This window comes from Kluyvera sichuanensis, from assembly GCF_014218705.1.
GTDB classification, from domain to species: Bacteria; Pseudomonadota; Gammaproteobacteria; order Enterobacterales; family Enterobacteriaceae; genus Kluyvera; species Kluyvera sichuanensis.
Genome location: NZ_JABBJF010000010.1, coordinates 83,324 through 100,347 on the forward strand (window position 1 = coordinate 83,324; position 17,024 = coordinate 100,347).

The window sequence follows — 17,024 nt, forward strand, 5'->3', positions numbered from 1 at the left end:
GAGCTGTAATGCCAAACAGTTTGACCTGGTGCGATCTGTCAGAAGATGTCTCCCTGTGGCCTGGATTGCCGCTTTCCCTGAGTGGCGATGAAGTGATGCCGCTGGATTACCACGCCGGTCGCAGCGGTTGGCTGCTGTACGGCCGCGGGTTGAATAAAGCGAGCCTCACCACCTATCAGCGCAAGCTGGGGGCGGCGATGGTGATTGTCGCGGCCTGGTGCGTGGAAGACTATCAGGTTATTCGCCTGGCGGGGTCATTAACGCCACGCGCTACGCGCCTGGCGCACGATGCGGGTCTGGACGTTGCCCCGCTGGGTAAAATCCCGCATTTACGCACACCGGGTCTGCTGGTGATGGATATGGACTCCACGGCGATCCAGATTGAGTGCATCGACGAAATCGCCAAACTGGCCGGCACCGGTGAACTGGTGTCGGAAGTGACCGAACGCGCGATGCGCGGCGAGCTCGATTTCAGCGCCAGCCTGCGTCAGCGCGTCGCCACGCTGAAAGATGCCGATGCCGATATTCTGCGTCAGGTACGCGAAACGCTGCCGTTGATGCCGGGGCTGACTCAGCTGGTGCTCAAGCTTGAAACGCTGGGCTGGAAGGTGGCGATTGCCTCCGGCGGCTTTACCTTCTTCGCCGATCACCTGCGCGATAAGCTGCGCTTAACCGCTGCGGTTGCCAACGAACTGGGTATTCGCGACGGCAAGCTGACCGGCGAAGTGGTTGGTGACATCGTCGATGCGCAGTATAAAGCGAAAACCCTGCTGCAACTGGCTGAGAAACATGAAATTCCCCATGCCCAGACGGTGGCGATTGGCGACGGTGCTAACGACCTGCCGATGATCAAAAAAGCCGGGCTGGGGATTGCGTATCATGCCAAACCAAAAGTGAACGAACAGACGGAAGTCACTATCCGTCATGCCGATTTGATGGGGGTGTTCTGCATTCTCTCCGGCAGCATGAATCAGAAATAAAGAGGTTAACGTGGCGAAAGCTCCTAAACGCGCATTTGTGTGTAATGAGTGCGGTGCGGATTACCCGCGCTGGCAGGGGCAATGTAGCGCCTGCCATGCCTGGAATACCATCACCGAAGTGCGCGTTGCGGCTTCCCCTACGGTCGCACGTAACGAGCGCCTGAGCGGCTATGCGGGCAATGCTGGTGTCGCGAAGGTGCAAAAACTGTCGGATATCAGCCTGGAAGAGCTGCCGCGTTTTTCCACCGGCTTTAAAGAGTTTGACCGCGTACTGGGCGGCGGCGTGGTGCCCGGCAGCGCCATCCTGATTGGTGGTAACCCTGGGGCCGGGAAATCAACCTTGCTGCTGCAAACGCTGTGCAAGCTGGCGGAGCAGATGAAAACCTTGTACGTCACGGGGGAAGAGTCGTTACAGCAGGTTGCCATGCGCGCGCATCGTCTCGGCTTGCCAACCGCCAACCTGAATATGCTCTCCGAAACCAGCATCGAGCAGATTTGCCAGATAGCGGAAGAAGAGCAGCCGAAGCTGATGGTTATCGACTCCATCCAGGTGATGCACATGGCGGATATTCAGTCCTCACCAGGCAGCGTGGCGCAGGTGCGTGAAACCGCGGCCTATCTGACTCGCTTTGCAAAAACGCGCGGCGTGGCGATTGTGATGGTCGGCCACGTGACCAAAGACGGTTCTCTGGCGGGGCCAAAGGTTCTTGAGCACTGTATCGACTGCTCGGTGCTGCTCGATGGTGACGCTGATTCGCGCTTCCGTACACTGCGCAGCCATAAGAACCGTTTCGGTGCGGTGAACGAACTGGGCGTATTCGCGATGACTGAACAGGGCCTGCGCGAGGTAAGCAACCCTTCTGCCATCTTCCTGAGCCGCGGTGATGAAGTCACCTCCGGCAGTTCGGTGATGGTGGTATGGGAAGGCACGCGTCCGCTGCTGGTAGAGATTCAGGCGCTGGTGGATCACTCCATGATGGGCAACCCACGCCGCGTAGCCGTTGGCCTTGAGCAGAACCGCTTAGCGATTCTGCTGGCGGTGCTGCACCGTCACGGCGGTCTGCAGATGGCGGATCAGGATGTGTTTGTAAACGTCGTGGGTGGTGTGAAGGTTACCGAAACCAGCGCTGACTTAGCCCTGCTGATGGCGATGGTTTCTAGCCTGCGCGACAGGCCGCTGCCGCAGGATCTGGTGGTCTTTGGTGAAGTGGGGCTGGCCGGGGAAATTCGTCCTGTACCTAGCGGACAGGAGCGTATTTCAGAAGCCGCTAAGCATGGTTTCCGCCGCGCTATCGTGCCGGCGGCAAACGTGCCAAAGAAAATTCCGGAAGGCATGAAGGTCTTTGGCGTGAAGAAACTCGCCGACGCGCTGGACGTTTTTGACGAACTATAATGTTCAATTCTGGCGGCATATTGCGTCGCCGGTCTCTTTCCCCGGATAGTACCGTGAGTACATCCGGGTTTTTTGTATAATGGGTAGATGGTTTACCCCAATTCAGCAGGAGGCTCTTGTGTCGTCGTTCGACTATCTCAAAACCGCAATTCGTCAGAAAGGCTGTACGTTGCAGCAGGTCGCAGACGCCAGCGGCATGACCAAGGGCTATTTAAGCCAGCTTCTCAACGCCAAAATTAAGAGCCCCAGTGCGCAAAAGCTCGAAGCGTTACACCGCTTTCTCGGGCTCGAATTTCCGCGCCAGCAGAAAAATATCGGCGTGGTGTTCGGTAAGTTTTACCCGCTGCATACCGGCCATATTTATTTGATCCAGCGCGCCTGTAGCCAGGTTGACGAGCTGCACATCATCATGGGTTATGACGACACGCGCGACCGCGCGCTGTTTGAAGATAGCGCTATGTCGCAGCAGCCTACCGTACCGGACCGCCTGCGCTGGCTACTGCAAACCTTTAAATACCAGAAGAACATCCGCATTCACGCCTTTAATGAAGAGGGCATGGAGCCGTACCCGCACGGTTGGGATGTATGGAGTGCGGGCATAAAGACTTTTATGGAAGAGAAGGGCATCGAACCCAACTGGATTTACTCCTCTGAAGAGGCCGATGCGCCGCAGTACCTCGAGCATCTTGGGATTGAAACGGTGCTGATTGACCCGAAACGGACTTTCATGAGCATCAGTGGGGCGCAGATTCGTGAGAATCCGTTCCGCTACTGGGATTACATCCCAACCGAAGTGAAGCCGTTCTTCGTACGTACGGTGGCAATTCTCGGCGGTGAGTCCAGCGGAAAGTCGACGCTGGTGAACAAGCTGGCGAACATCTTCAACACCACCAGTGCCTGGGAATATGGGCGAGACTACGTCTTCTCGCATCTGGGCGGTGACGAGATGGCGCTACAGTATTCCGACTATGACAAAATCGCCCTGGGGCACGCTCAGTACATCGACTTTGCGGTGAAGTACGCCAACAAGGTCGCGTTTATCGATACCGATTTTGTCAGCACCCAGGCATTCTGTAAGAAGTATGAAGGCCGTGAACATCCGTTCGTGCAGGCGCTGATCGATGAATATCGCTTCGACCTGGTTATCCTGCTGGAAAACAACACGCCGTGGGTTGCCGATGGTTTGCGCAGCCTTGGCAGTTCGGTTGACCGCAAAGAATTCCAGACCTTGCTGGTCTCGATGCTCGAAAAGAACAACATCGAATTTGTGCATGTAGAAGAGTCGGACTATGACTCTCGGTTCCTGCGCTGTGTGGAACTGGTGAAAGGATTGATGGGCGATTAACCTTCCGGCACGGCGTCATCGTGGTACCGTGCCGATTTTTATATTCACTGTTAATATTTTATCGTGGATATTATTAAGCTAGAAATATAATAAGTGGCTTTATTTTTATTTTGGCGTTGTTATTATTGAATAATAACTTTATAAATCCGTATTTCTCATCACCATCTATTTTTAACAACCTCTTGATTTATAGATAAAATATTTTATTTAATGTGAGCTTAATGATAATTTAAGTTTAATTAAATAAGATACTACTGGTCATGATGACAATTAAAAGATAAATTCCACTCTCCAATTTATTTCATTGGGATACATCAAGGGAATGATGTAGTTGTATTTATTTATGGTTTTTATAATTCACTTTAATTAGTGTTTCACCCTCTATTATTCACTCCCTGAAGATGTTCATCCCCTGTGATTTTTTGCTTATCGCTATGGTCGCATAAGGCCAGGGCGGTAGCATGCCTGAATGGAAGCAACATCTTATGGCCAGAAGCGGTATCGATGTCCAGCGTGCAGCGGTTTGCGCGCTATTTCTACGTGAGATCAAAACGCGTTTCGGCAAGTACCGGCTAGGCTACTGCTGGGCCATTCTTGAGCCTGCCGCGCATATGCTGGTTATGCTTGCGGTGTTTGGTTTTGTTATGCACCGCACGATGCCAGATATTTCATTTCCCGTTTTTTTGATAAACGGCATTATCCCCTATTTCCTTTTTAGCCATATTGCCACCCGCTCTATCAGCGCAATCGATGCGAACCAGGGGTTATTTAATTATCGGCCGGTAAAACCGATCGACACGATCCTGGCAAGGGCATTGCTCGAAAGCCTTATCTACAGCTGCGTCTATATTGTCCTGATGTGCGTGGTCGGTATTGCCGGTGAGGTGTTTAGCGTCACGCAACTCATTACCTTAGTAGTGACGTGGTTGCTATTGATTCTCTTTTCCTGTGGGCTAGGAATGGTGTTTATGGTGGTAGGGAAGACGTTTCCTGAAATGGAGAAGTTTCTGCCTATCCTGATAAAGCCGCTCTATTTCGTCTCCTGCATCATGTTCCCGCTGCATGCCGTACCGCGTGACTATTGGCCCTATCTCCTCTGGAACCCTATCGTGCATATCGTTGAACTGAGCCGCGAATGCGTGGTGGCGGGCTATGAAAGCCAGGGGGTGAGTTTGCCTTATCTGGCCTTTTGTACCCTACTCATGCTGTTTGTCGGGCTTGCGCTGTATCGCCTGCGCGAAGAGGCAATGTTAACATCATGATCCGCATCGAGAATCTCACCAAATCCTATCGTACGCCCCAGGGGCGGCACTATGTCTTTAAAAATCTCAATATTGAACTGCCGAGTGGAAAAAGCGTGGCGCTTATTGGCCGCAATGGCGCTGGGAAATCGACGTTACTGCGTATGATTGGCGGTATAGACCGACCAGATAGCGGCAGGATCGTCACCAACAGTACCATCTCGTGGCCCGTGGGCCTTTCCGGCGGCTTCCAGGGAAGCCTGACTGGACGTGAAAACGTGAAGTTTGTCGCCCGACTGTATGCACAAAAAGGTGAACTGAAAGAGAAGGTCGCATTTGTCGAAGCGTTTGCCGAACTGGGGAAATACTTCGATATGCCGATTAGAACCTACTCGTCAGGGATGCGCTCGCGATTGGGTTTTGGTTTAAGTATGGCGTTTAAGTTTGATTATTATTTGGTTGATGAGGTTACCGCAGTGGGTGATGCCAGATTTAAGCAGAAGTGCGCGGATATGTTCAATGCGCGGCATAAAGAGTCGAGTTTTTTAATGGTATCGCATAGTTTGAATAGTTTGAAAGAGTATTGTGATGCGGCAATTTTTGTTGGTCGTGATAATGAGATTGAATATTGCAATAGCATCGATGATGTTATTAACCGATATAGAGATGACGAGGGTTTATCAGCATAGCAGAAAATATTCAGATAGTTAAAAGGATTAAAGAATGAGGAAGCAACCATCATTAATAAAAAGAATGACAAAGCTCATTCATTCTCCAGGCATATTTTTTCGGGATTATTTTAACAAGAAATACCCAGTGATTCGTAATGAAATATTATGTCCGGAAGTTGAAGAGTCAATTTTAATCAGGCACGATCTTCAATTGGAAAATATCCTGCATGCTGATTTTCCTATTGATGTTGTGTTTACATGGGTTAATGACAAAGACCCTAAATGGCAAGAGAAATATAAACGCTTCAAAATGGTTAATATTGATTCTCATGGTCAATATGCGACAGATACAGCTCGTTTTAGCAATCACAATGAACTCTATTTCTCTGTAAAAAGTGTGCTGACTTATCTCCCCTGGATTAATAATATTTATATCGTCACCGATGAGCAATATCCTGAATGGGTTGATAAATATGAGAATGTTATCGTTGTCGATCATAAAGATATTATACCAGAAAAATATCTGCCGACGTTTAATTCTCATGTTATTGAAGCGCATCTTCATAAAATAAAAGAACTTTCAGAGCATTTCATCTATTTTAATGATGACGTTTTTGTTGCCCGTGAATTGCCACAAGGCCATTTTTTTAAAAGTAACGGTATAGCTTCTATTTTCTTATCACGGAAAAATCTTGTAGAGATGAAAAATAGAGGAGTGACTACCCCAACGTTAAGTGCATCTATACATGCCAGTGAGTTATTAAAAGGTGCCTTTGGTTATGAAGTGTTGACGCCATTGGTCCATACTTATGTGCCACTAAAGAAAAGTATGTTCGAAGAAGTCTGGGGTAAATATTATAATGAAATTGATATTTTTTTATGTAATAGATTCAGATCAGATTTTGACCTAAATTTAGCAACATTTTTAGTGCCGTGGTTTTCGTATTTTAAACAGCAGTCAATTCCTGCCAGGGATATCTGCTATTACTTTAATATTCGCTCACCTGTTGCCAGGGGGTGCTATTTGGCGTTGCTTAGATACAAAATATTAAGCGCTCCTCATTCTTTTTGCGCTAATGATTTCACATCAACGAGAAAAAATGTAGAAAATTATCAAGGTTCACTAATGAATATGTTAATAAAGTATTTTAGAAAGGGTAATATGGATGTTAAATAAAAAGTTAAAAAAATTAATGCGAAATCCAGGTTTGTTTTTTAGCGATATGCTCGCAAAAAAGAGAAAAAAGGTAAGTGGCCTCTATTCTAAGAAGGTAGATGGTAACTATGAGTATACGGTTGTCTCTGCCGTTTATAATGTCGGGAGATATCTTGATGATTACTTTAAAAGTCTTGTTAATCAGAAACTGAACTTCAAGAAAAATATCTATTTAATTATGGTTGATGACGGCTCTGTCGATGATTCAGCGGCAATTATTAAAAAATGGCAGAGCAAATACCCTGACAACATACTCTATCTCCGAAAGGAGAATGGCGGGCAAGCTTCGGCGCGAAATCTGGGCCTTGAGCATGTAAAAACAGAGTGGGTGACGTTTATCGATCCTGATGATTTTGTTGATGTTAATTATTTCTATGAGGTTGACTCTTTTGTCAGTGCAGGAAATGATCAATACTGCATGGTTTCATGTAATATTATATTTTATTATGAGAATAATAAGTCATTTAAGGATTCACATCCTCTAAGATTTAAATATGCTAAAGGAAATATAGCTTTAAGTATAAGTAAGCTAAACAAACATATTCAACTTTCCAGCAGTACGGCTTTCTTTTGTACTAGAATTATCTCTAATTTCAACCTTCAGTTTAACTCTCAAATAAAGCCAAATTTTGAAGACGGAAAATTTATTGCTGATTATTTGATGTGCAACATTCATACTGAACAAGTAGCATTTCTTAGGGATGCTAAATATTTGTATAGAAAAAGAGATGATGGTTCATCTACGTTAGACACTGCATGGGGAAAAGTCGAAAGATATACTAAAGTAACAAGATATGGTTACTTATCAATGTTGCATGATTACGCTGTGAAATATGGGGTTATTCCTCGTTTTGTTCAGAATACTGTATTGTATGAGGTTGTCTGGCAACTAAAACAGATTGTGAACCACTCTGAAAGAATTTCATTTTTGTCTGATGAGGAGAGGAAGGAGTATACTCAATTATTAATTGATGTGTTCAAATATATCGATTCTGATGTTATCAATGATTTTGATCTGGCCGGTTGTTGGTTTTATCATAAACTTGGCATGATATCTTGTTTTAAAGGAGAAAGTCCAAAATTACAGATTGCTTATGTTGAACGTTATGATAAATATAAAAATCAGGTTCTTTTAAGATACTTCACCTATAATGATAAGTTTGAAAATATAATTGTTGATGGCGTTAGTGTTATTCCAGCTTATGTAAAAAAAACACGACATGATTTTCTTGATTTAGATTTTATTTATGAACGAAGGATATGGGTTGATGTCGGAAATGCACGGGAAATAGACTTGCAGATATCCAATTTACCTACAAAGATTCATTTTGCTGGAAAGCAATATTTATCATCTATTAATGTAAGAGATGTTATTGATTATTTTTTATCAAATAATCAGTTTTATGATAAGAAAAGTTGCTATATAAATTCTTGGGTATTTATGGATCGAGATACTCAGGCTGATGATAACGCAGAGCATTTATATCGTTATGTTATGAATGAGTATCCTGAACGAGCAATATTCTTTATCCTAAGTTCTGACTCTCATGATTGGAATAGGTTGAGAGAAGAAGGTTTTAATCTTATTTCTTATGGTTCAGAAGAACATACAGCGATATTAAAGTCTTGTAGTAAAGTGATTAGTTCTCATGTCGACCATTATGTTGTTAACTATTTAGGTGATAATATGCTGAAAGGAAGGCATTTTATCTTTCTGCAGCATGGAGTAACCAAAGATGACCTTTCAACGTGGTTAAATCACAAGGATAACATTGATTGTTTTGTTACTGCCTCTCCTTATGAGTATAACTCTATCGTTAGGTATGAATCAAAGTATATTTATAGTAATAAAGAAGTCGTTCTGACTGGTTTCCCTCGGCATGATCTTCTAATTAATTCTGGCCGTGGTGAACGAATAATTCTTGTTATGCCAACCTGGCGAAAAGATATTGTTGATAATACCATCGCTATGGGTAATAATAGAGCGAAAAACCCTAGTTTTATGCAATCTGAATTTGCTATGCGATGGTACAATTTTATTCACTCTAATAAATTAAAAGAGTTATCCCTCAGATATAATTTTCAGGTTGTATTTTTTCCTCATGCCAACATTCAACCATATATTAAAGAGTTTTCAGTCCCGGAATATATTAAGAAAATTACACACCAGGACGGCAGTATCCAGAACCTGTTTGGTAAAGCGGCAATGATGATAACCGACTATTCATCGGTCGCATTCGAAATGGCGGTTATCAACAAACCTACATTGTACTATCAATTCGATGAAGCTGATTTCTTCTCCGGTGGTCATGCCTACACGAAAGGGTATTTTGATTATCGGGAGCACGGCTTTGGCGATGTCGCCACCACTGAAGAGGCGTTGTTATCAAGCCTTGAGGTGCTGTTAAAGAATGATGCGAAACCCGATGCGATTATCCAGTCACGTATCGACGCTACGTTCCCCTATCGTGACGGACACTGCTGCCAGAGAGTTTATGACGAAATTATCAAACTTGATGCGCCTATGCCCGATGATTATGTTGATGATAATATTTTGCGAGACTATGCCATTCAGTCATTAAATGCGCATCAGATCACTCTGTCTGAGCGTTGGTGGGAACAGTATATTTCTCGAAATTCGAATGTTTCCTTAAGCGATAACCTTTTATATGTAACGGTGTTGCGGGAGTCTGGTAAGTTAAATGCGGCAGCTAAATATCTCGAAATGTTATTTTCTTCTTGTGGCGATAATGTTGATTCTTCATTGTACTTATCAAGAGCGTTGCTGATGTTGGCAATGCAGGAATGGAGTTCCGCAATTAATTTCTTTAGAATTTCTGGCGTTAAATCTGTCTCGGATAATTACTACCATTATCTCTTCTGTTTTTTACACTCCAGTGAGTATAAAGCGTTGCCGACTGAATCAATGCTGACGCCTGGTAATGGTCTTTTATTGAGCGCATTTTCACTTTTATCACATTACCAATATAGGGAAGCTATTGAATTACTTAACTCGGAACCGGTTGATGAGAGTGATGAATATTATCGGTTATTGGTTTTATCCGATGCTTATGCAGGGCTGAAAAATTATCAAGAGGCCATGGGCTGTATTAATAAAGCTGAGTGTCTGCGTGGTGTTGATATTTTTGTTATCTATAAGAAAATAGGCTTGCTCTATGAGCTACAAGAGTGGGAAACAGTGTGCGAGCAATTCTCGACTATTGCTCATGATATAGCATCCCTACCCATTGTTTACGTGTTCTATTATGTGGCGGCACTCTGTCAGCTTGACCAAAAGGATGTGGCTCGAGAACAGTTCGAACGATTGAAACCTGATCATTATGATGAGAGTAATGAATACTTTTATTCAAAAATATGTATGCTGCTGGATAAATGGGATTTAGCGGTGAGTTATCTGTCGAAAAACAACTTGGCTAACTCGCAAGCCGTCGAGGATCTGTCAAATGCATTAAGATTCAGCGGGCAGTTGATGCCAGCATTGTTGAATTTAAAAACAAAAGAAGAGACTCTGGAGCCTTCAGGTTGGGCCTTAAGGGCTGAGCTTGCACAGCTGAATGATGACTGGGAGGATGCTTATCAAAGCTGGCGTCGTTATTTATCATTAGCCCCGTTACAGGTGACAACTGAGGCTATGACAAAACTTCAGGATTTGAAAAAGTTAAGTGAGTTGGTAAACGTTAATCGGTACTAATGTTACCTTCTTCAGGCTAGCTTTGTTTAGTGATGTTCCTATGTGTGGAGACAGCCTTATCAGCGATAAAGGCATGAGCATTTACCCGATTAGGTTGCTCCACACTGGCATTATGTTTTCCGTAAAATACTTCATTTATCTGTGTCGTTTCCAACAAATATCCTCGAAACTTGCCCAACAACTTCATATCCGGGCGAAAGCCCGCCGTCCAGAACTGGTGCAGATGCCCCTGATAGGTCAACCCTTTCATGTCGTACAGGGCATCACCCATCACCTTCAGCGATTTATTGTGTATCAGCGCAGACAGCCCCGCCGTACTGTTAATCGTCACCACCGCTTTTGCGTGCTTCAGCATTTCCGGCATCGGTAGGTCGTGCACATAGAGCACGCGATTCCGGACCCCATATTTTTTACTGAGGCGCTTAATCAAGGGAGCATACAAACGGTGGCCGCGATCCATTGGATGGTGTTTAAACACGAGAAACTTTGTCGCTGGGGCTTTGGTCGCGAAAGAGTAAATCACATCATTAATATACTCGCGAACGTCGTTATATGGGCTGTGCTGCCGAATCTGGCTGTCGTTGTAGACCTGTAAAATGGCCAGGTAAAAACGATTATCCAGCTGGTTTTGCAAGCGCGGGAGCATATGCCGTTCGCTGAAGGCATACCAGTGTTTACGCCTCCACGCTCGGATCCAGCATCGCATCTCATACCACGGAGAGAACGACTTGTGGTGCCGATAGTGTGGGTACTGCTTTTGGTGAAACCAGCCAATCAGATAATACCAGGTTGCATGCCAGTAGCGCAGGCGCGTGGAGGGTTTCAGTGATTGAATAACGCGTGGCGGCATCTCCGGCAACTGGCGATAAAAGTCGGGTTCCTGAGGGAGGGAAGAGTAGGCGTTAACGCCGCCTACCTCAAGCGTAATGAAATGAGGACGCAAGTAGCCTTCTTCGAACGCCAGAAACCGCAGTCCCTTTGCGTTAGCCCACTGGCGCGCCGCCTGGTGCAAAGGGCGGCAATCGCCAAAACAGACCAGCGTGTCAAAGGGATAGGTTTGCCAGACTTCTTTAAGCCAGCGGGCAAACTGCGCGGGGGTTTGGGTGTAGTACAGCACGGAGCGCTGGCGGCAATAAAAATGGTCACCGCCGTTAAACACAACGTTGACGGCCTCTCGCCCTTTACTCTCCAGCCAACCGGCTAGATCAGAAAAGAAGGGGCCCATTGGGCCTTGTAAAAGCAAATAGCGCTTACCTGCCAGCAGGTTGTTCATTGCGGTGCTTTCCATGCACCCTCCTGATTTTATTTGAATTTTACGCGGTAAAAATTGATGGCCTTGCGACTCAGACGTACCAGTCGATTGGCTTTTTTCTTTGCCGCCATATCGGGGCGGGTTTGCGTCATCAGCCACGCCGCAGCTGCTTCGGCCGTGATGACGCGCTGGTCATGCGGGTGGATATAGGTTGGGTAGGCAATGAGAGTCTGGTAGATGAGATCCTGCAGCGTTAACGACCGCTGGCGACGAGCATTGGGGTGTTCATCCACGGTAAGCCCCCATCCGGCGTAGAACGGTTGGCCGTAGCAGTACACCAGCTTACCGTGCAGCAGCGCTTCAAACCCGGACAGTGAGGTCATGGTGTGGAGTTCATCGGCCTGCTGAATGCACTCGATAATATCGGCATCAAGCGCCACGCAGTCGGCAAGGCTCGTCATCTCTTCTTCAGTAATGTGGCCGGGACGGTTACCGGTGAGCACGTCGGGGTGCGGTTTATAAATAATAAATGCATCTGGATGACGCTCGCGTACGGTACGCAGGAGTGTCAGGTTGGTATTGATGCTGAGTGTTCCCGTCGCGATGGAGGCATCGTTCTCCACCTGCCCTGGAACCAGCAGCACCCGCTTATCCCCGGTCGCCGGACGCTGCCAGCGTTTACCGAGGTTATACTTACTGAGCTTATTCTTCACCAGATGCTGATGGAGTTGCGAAGCTCGCTGCTGCTGTTCGACGGTCAGGAGAGAGTGGCTGAGCAGCGTCTCCAGATCGCTGGGGCGAGTGGCATCGTAGTAAATCCCTGTCTTGTCGAGCACCAGCGAAAGCGGAGGTAACAGATCTGAACCAAGGCCTGATGAACGTAGAAAGCCATCTTCCATTCTCCAGATAGGGAGGTTGCCTTCTGCCGCCTTATCTTTCCAACGCGCCTCGCCTTGAATTCCCCAGACGATGCACGCTGTCGCCTCTTTGCTGCGGCGGGAGAAACTCACCTGATTATCCGTCGTGCGTAAAAAGGGCTTCACAACGCTGCTTTTCCAGAGCGTCATACCCGGCGCCCATAAATACCCTCGCCGGGCGAGTTGGTGGGTTCGATTCAGATGCAGATAGTCCAGCACGTCGAAAAGCGTGGCCCGTTCGCCGGCGTAGGGGTCAATATAGCGGGTGTAGCGGAGCCAGGCGGCGCTGACCAGCGCCGTTAGCGGTGCAGAACCACGCCGTGCGGCAAGCGCTGGCGCATCAGGGTGCCGATCGTCCGTTAGCCCCCATCCGGCATACCAGGGCAGCCCGAAACAGACAACACGTTTACCGGCCATCAGCGCTTCGATACCGTACTGCGACGTTGCGGTGTAGACCGTGCTGACGTGTTGCAGCAAAGACTGCGGGCTAACGTCTTCGATGAACAGCCGGATTCGTGGGTTGGCTGGCAGGGCGTTGAAATAGCCGCGTTTTTTACCACTCAGCACGTCAGGATGCGTTTTAACCCAGATTTCGGCCTGTGGATGCTCGCGACAGGCGCTGGAAAGCATGGCGGCAAATTGGTGTTCGTTTGCTCCGCCTAGTTTCACGGAGATATCACCAAAGGTCTGGTCGATAACCAATACGATCTCTTTGCCCGTTGAGCGCTCTGAAAAGGGCGGGGCATGGTTATATTTTGAGAGATCGTAGTTAACCATCATGGCGATAGCGCGCAGCGCGTCGCCTTCCTGATAGGGGTCGGCGGCGGCTATCTGAATCAGTTTTTCCAGCCGACTGGGCGTGCGGGCATCGTAGTAAATGCCCAAGTCATCTACCACCATCGCCAGCGGCGGTGCGCCATTTACGCCTAGCCCTAGCGAACGGGTAAAACCATCTTCCAGTCGTAGGATGGGAATACCGGCCTGTCGGGCCAGTTTGATGGGGCGCTGCGCCGAAGGGCGCTCTCCCCATACCGCGACGGCGCGAAGGCGGATTGACGCGAGGTTGCTGTGGGGCGTCAGCTTGATGCCGGGTTCACCGAGAAACGCCTCAAGGTGCGGCGTCTTCCAGAGGCCTGATGAATAAATGCCAATCATCCTGATTACATTCTCTATCGCTATGATGAGGTAGCGGCGGAATAACCCGCCGCTCTTATCGGGTTTTACAGATCCAAAATCACTTTTGCCGCAACGGCCAACTGGTAAAGAATGGTAGAAATGCCGCGCGTGACCTCGATGTTCTTTGATTCATATTTCGGCAGAACCATAATTTCATCGCCCGCTTTGATGGTATTAACATCGTCGGCGTTTAGCGCTTCGCCATCCTGGCGAATCACGATGATTTTCGACTGCCCGGACTTTTGCGTCAGGCCGCCACATTTTTTAATATAATCATCAACATCAAGCTTCTCCTGCCAGCTGACTGCGTTGGGAAACAGCACCGAACCGTGCACCATCACCAGCGACGTTTTCTCTGGGATGGTGACGACGTCGCCATCCTCCAGCAGTACCGAATCGAGATTACTTTCATTGAGAACGACCTGGCCTTTGGGGACGACGCTGCGGGCTTTAGCCACAAATCGGCTCACCAGCTGTGCTTCCTGAACGCGCAGACGCGCTTCTTCCTGGGTGGCGGACTGAGAGGAGAGGGAAGCTTCTTCCAGTTTCTGTAAGGAGAGATCGAGCATCTCTTTTTGTCGCAGGGCGACGGACTGGCGATACAGCTGAATGCTGTCCATCCGCGACATGCTATTAGTTCTGATCTGCGAGAGCACCTGCTTCATCGTGCTGCCGTAAGGCAGAACCAGCGCGTGCTCGCCGGAATGCGCGCCTTCAATGCGCACCTGGATTGTGCCCGCGTAGCGGTCGGAACTGATAATCAGCTTGTCGCCATCCTGCAGGCTTCTCCCGGCCGCGCTACCCAGCGGGTAGTATTCTGTCCGCTTGACCGTACCCTGCTGGCGTACGATGGTGAAGTGAGTTGAGCCTGGCTTAGGTCGCGCCCAGTTCAGGGCCTCCTGAACGGGAATGGAACCTTCAGAAAACTCGAAGTCGTAACCGTTATAAACGTCGCCCTCAACGCTAAAAGTCTGTTTTCTGGCGCCAACCACAATGGTATCGCCATCGGCAAACTGCGAGAGCGCCAGCGTGCCGTTAAGCAGAAAATCGTACAAATTGACGCGGGTACGCGTTGATTTCCCGCGTTTTATCGCGATATCAACGTAGCTGCCACGTTCGCTGTCCACGCCTCCGGCTTTGCTCAGATAAGAGAGCAATGAATCCGACGCCACGCCGCCGTACAGCCCAGGATTTTTGACATACCCGGTGACAAAGACTTTCACCGGCTGAGCCTGCAGCAATGAGGCATATACGTTGACGTTAGATTGGTACACCTCTTTTACCTTGGTGGTGACCAGTCTATTGAGTTGGCTGTTGGCGACGCCGGTGACTTTTAGCGGACCAATATTCGGCACAAAAATATTACCTTTAGGATCGACCGTCAGCGCGCCGTCGAAGGCAAATGCCCCCCAGAGGCGAACCTGTACGGTATCGCCGAGCCCAATTACATAGTTCGGGTTAAAGCCGATACTGGCACCGCTATCCGCAGACGTGCCGGTAAAGAGTTGGGCGCCGAACATCCGGCTATTGGAGGGGAACAGCGGCGGAGGCGGTGTGTTATCAAAACCGCTGGCGTCGGCGGCGCTACCGTTTTGCGGCGTTAGCACAGAAGGGAGCGGGGCCGCGCCGGTCAATTCAGGGTCTGCCGTTACGCCAACGGCAAAAGAGGTGCTCGATTGCAGTAACAGAAATAAGAAAATGAGTGTGGCTCGTTTCATAGAGAATCCGTTTCAGTGTTGGCGTTAGCGTCAGTCGCGATGATCTTCAATAATGGTCAGCAGTAATCGGGCTACCCCGTACAGCAGGCAGCAGACCAGCAGCCAGCTCATCAGCAGGTAAGGGACGTTGGGAAACGTCGACTCTTGTGCCAGTTGCGGGGTGCTGATGGTGGCGAGCGTTTTTAACTTTCTGGCGCTTTCTACTCGCGTTTTTTCAAAGGCTTTGAGCGCGAGCGCGTACAGATCGCCTTCAAAAACGGCCTGCGACTTTATCTCTTCAAAATCGGCCGCCATGCTGTTGAGCTTTTTGCCTTCGGGGGCGGTGATCTTGCTTTGTTCTTGATCGATTTGAGATTGCAAAGAGGTAATGGCGTTCCTGGCGCTGACCACCTGAGGCGCATCGCTACGCAGGTAGGTCAGTAGGTTGCGGAGATCTGCCTCCATCTCAATTTTTTTCGCCAGTAGCGTATTCACCAGCGTGGTAGCCGCCTCCGCAGAGGCCAGCGGATCCAGAATATTGTGGTTGTTCTGATAGGTGATTAACGCTTGTTTGCTGGTGTTTAATCGGGATCTGGCCTGCTGTAGTTGCTCTTCCGCAAACGTCATCTGTTCACGGGATATCTGGTGAGACAGTTCATTGATAAAGCGCTCCGATTCTTTGAGTACGGCGCGGTTAAATTGAAGGGCAAATTCAGGAGTAAATCCCTGCGTCTGGATGGTCAGCAGGCCATTTTTTTCATCATAGTTCACCGAAATACGCTGGCGATAATAGTCCAGCAGTCGTTCATTCGTGGTCTTCGCTGATAAGTGATAAAAAATATCTAAGCCGCTCTCGCCAAACGCCTGATGGAAATTCAGCTGCTTATCGAGAATATGCATCATATCCGGAGAATTTATATATTCTTTAAGATACAGTGAGTCTTCGGCCGATGAAGAGGTTGAACCCCCTAATAACAGGCCGACGTTCAGGCTGGCACTATCAATATCCGCAGGGCGTTTAACGGCCACTTTTGATTCGCTGACAAACCGCGGTTCGCTGAAGATAAATAGATAAATGAGCAGCAGTAGCATGGGGGCGGCGATCATCATTCGCCACAGGTGGCGTTGTATTTCAACGTGCTGCAGTTCGTTGGCTATCTTGCGATAGTTTTTTGCTGTTGCCAGTAATATCGCCGATATGCGCGGAGAAATTATTTTCATAGCTTCGCTGATTTAAACCTTTTTAATAGATATAAAATAGTTATTATGAATAATAGGTTTACCGTCATGCGTAGCGATAAAGATAGAAAAATAAGACATGTCAATTCCTTATGAATGTCATTGATTTATTATTTAAATGGCACTGTTATTGCGGATTTGCTTCGTGAATAAATTAAAGGTGAAGTAGTCTGTTTTATTCGAAG

The 17,024-nt window shown here is 47.8% G+C and carries 11 protein-coding genes; 7 read left to right on the forward strand and 4 right to left on the reverse strand.

The window, feature by feature from the left end; genetic code table 11:
* Positions 1-8: 8 nt before the first annotated feature.
* The 7 genes from serB (at position 9) to HII27_RS12985 (ending at position 10,558) form a co-directional block, all read left to right on the forward strand.
* Positions 9-980 (forward strand): phosphoserine phosphatase, encoded by a 972-nt coding sequence (gene serB / locus HII27_RS12955; RefSeq protein ID WP_185668259.1) that lies wholly within the window; start codon positions 9-11, stop codon positions 978-980.
* A 10-nt stretch (positions 981-990) separates the two neighbouring features.
* Positions 991-2,373, forward strand: coding sequence for a DNA repair protein RadA (radA, locus tag HII27_RS12960; protein WP_035894570.1), 1,383 nt, complete (start codon positions 991-993; stop codon positions 2,371-2,373).
* Between the two features lie 118 nt (positions 2,374-2,491).
* The gene (gene nadR / locus HII27_RS12965) at positions 2,492-3,718 is read left to right on the forward strand and encodes a multifunctional transcriptional regulator/nicotinamide-nucleotide adenylyltransferase/ribosylnicotinamide kinase NadR (RefSeq protein WP_185668260.1); all 1,227 of its coding nucleotides are present in this window, start codon (positions 2,492-2,494) and stop codon (positions 3,716-3,718) included.
* A 485-nt stretch (positions 3,719-4,203) separates the two neighbouring features.
* The gene (locus HII27_RS12970) at positions 4,204-4,980 is read left to right on the forward strand and encodes an ABC transporter permease (protein WP_185668307.1); all 777 of its coding nucleotides are present in this window, start codon (positions 4,204-4,206) and stop codon (positions 4,978-4,980) included.
* Positions 4,977-5,648, forward strand: coding sequence for an ABC transporter ATP-binding protein (locus HII27_RS12975; protein ID WP_185668261.1), 672 nt, complete (start codon positions 4,977-4,979; stop codon positions 5,646-5,648). Before HII27_RS12970 ends, HII27_RS12975 begins: the two co-directional genes overlap by 4 nt.
* Before the next feature lie 34 nt (positions 5,649-5,682).
* On the forward strand, positions 5,683-6,807 hold the full coding sequence (locus HII27_RS12980; protein WP_191092081.1) for a stealth family protein: 1,125 nt from the start codon (positions 5,683-5,685) through the stop codon (positions 6,805-6,807).
* Entirely contained in the window at positions 6,797-10,558 is a 3,762-nt protein-coding gene (locus HII27_RS12985) for a CDP-glycerol glycerophosphotransferase family protein (RefSeq protein ID WP_185668262.1), read from the forward strand. The genes HII27_RS12980 and HII27_RS12985 overlap by 11 nt, the downstream gene beginning before the upstream one ends.
* A gap of 16 nt (positions 10,559-10,574) precedes the next feature.
* Here the strand turns inward: HII27_RS12985 and HII27_RS12990 are convergent, their stop codons facing one another.
* From HII27_RS12990 to HII27_RS13005, 4 genes are all read right to left on the reverse strand, one after another.
* A complete protein-coding gene (locus HII27_RS12990) occupies positions 10,575-11,846 on the reverse strand; it encodes a capsule biosynthesis protein (protein ID WP_185668263.1) in 1,272 nt (423 codons plus the stop codon).
* A 14-nt stretch (positions 11,847-11,860) separates the two neighbouring features.
* Complete coding sequence (locus tag HII27_RS12995; protein WP_185668264.1) at positions 11,861-13,882, reverse strand: capsular polysaccharide biosynthesis protein; 2,022 nt, start codon at positions 13,880-13,882, stop codon at positions 11,861-11,863.
* Positions 13,883-13,947: 65 nt separating this feature from the next.
* A complete protein-coding gene (locus tag HII27_RS13000; RefSeq protein WP_185668265.1) occupies positions 13,948-15,621 on the reverse strand; it encodes a polysaccharide biosynthesis/export family protein in 1,674 nt (557 codons plus the stop codon).
* 30 nt (positions 15,622-15,651) lie between these two features.
* Positions 15,652-16,710 carry a capsule biosynthesis protein gene (locus HII27_RS13005; RefSeq protein WP_185668309.1) on the reverse strand — a complete coding sequence of 353 codons (1,059 nt, stop codon included), beginning with the start codon at positions 16,708-16,710 and terminating at the stop codon, positions 15,652-15,654.
* Positions 16,711-17,024 lie beyond the last annotated feature (314 nt).

Coding starts and splice junctions, on each gene's coding strand:
- serB (WP_185668259.1), top strand. CDS start 9: ATGCCAAACAGTTTGACCTGGTGCGATCTGTCAGAAGATGTCTCCCTG.
- HII27_RS12970 (WP_185668307.1), top strand. CDS start 4,204: ATGGCCAGAAGCGGTATCGATGTCCAGCGTGCAGCGGTTTGCGCGCTA.
- HII27_RS12975 (WP_185668261.1), top strand. CDS start 4,977: ATGATCCGCATCGAGAATCTCACCAAATCCTATCGTACGCCCCAGGGG.
- HII27_RS12980 (WP_191092081.1), top strand. CDS start 5,683: ATGAGGAAGCAACCATCATTAATAAAAAGAATGACAAAGCTCATTCAT.
- HII27_RS12985 (WP_185668262.1), top strand. CDS start 6,797: ATGTTAAATAAAAAGTTAAAAAAATTAATGCGAAATCCAGGTTTGTTT.
- HII27_RS12990 (WP_185668263.1), bottom strand. CDS start 11,846: ATGGAAAGCACCGCAATGAACAACCTGCTGGCAGGTAAGCGCTATTTG.
- HII27_RS12995 (WP_185668264.1), bottom strand. CDS start 13,882: ATGATTGGCATTTATTCATCAGGCCTCTGGAAGACGCCGCACCTTGAG.
- HII27_RS13000 (WP_185668265.1), bottom strand. CDS start 15,621: ATGAAACGAGCCACACTCATTTTCTTATTTCTGTTACTGCAATCGAGC.
- HII27_RS13005 (WP_185668309.1), bottom strand. CDS start 16,710: ATGATGATCGCCGCCCCCATGCTACTGCTGCTCATTTATCTATTTATC.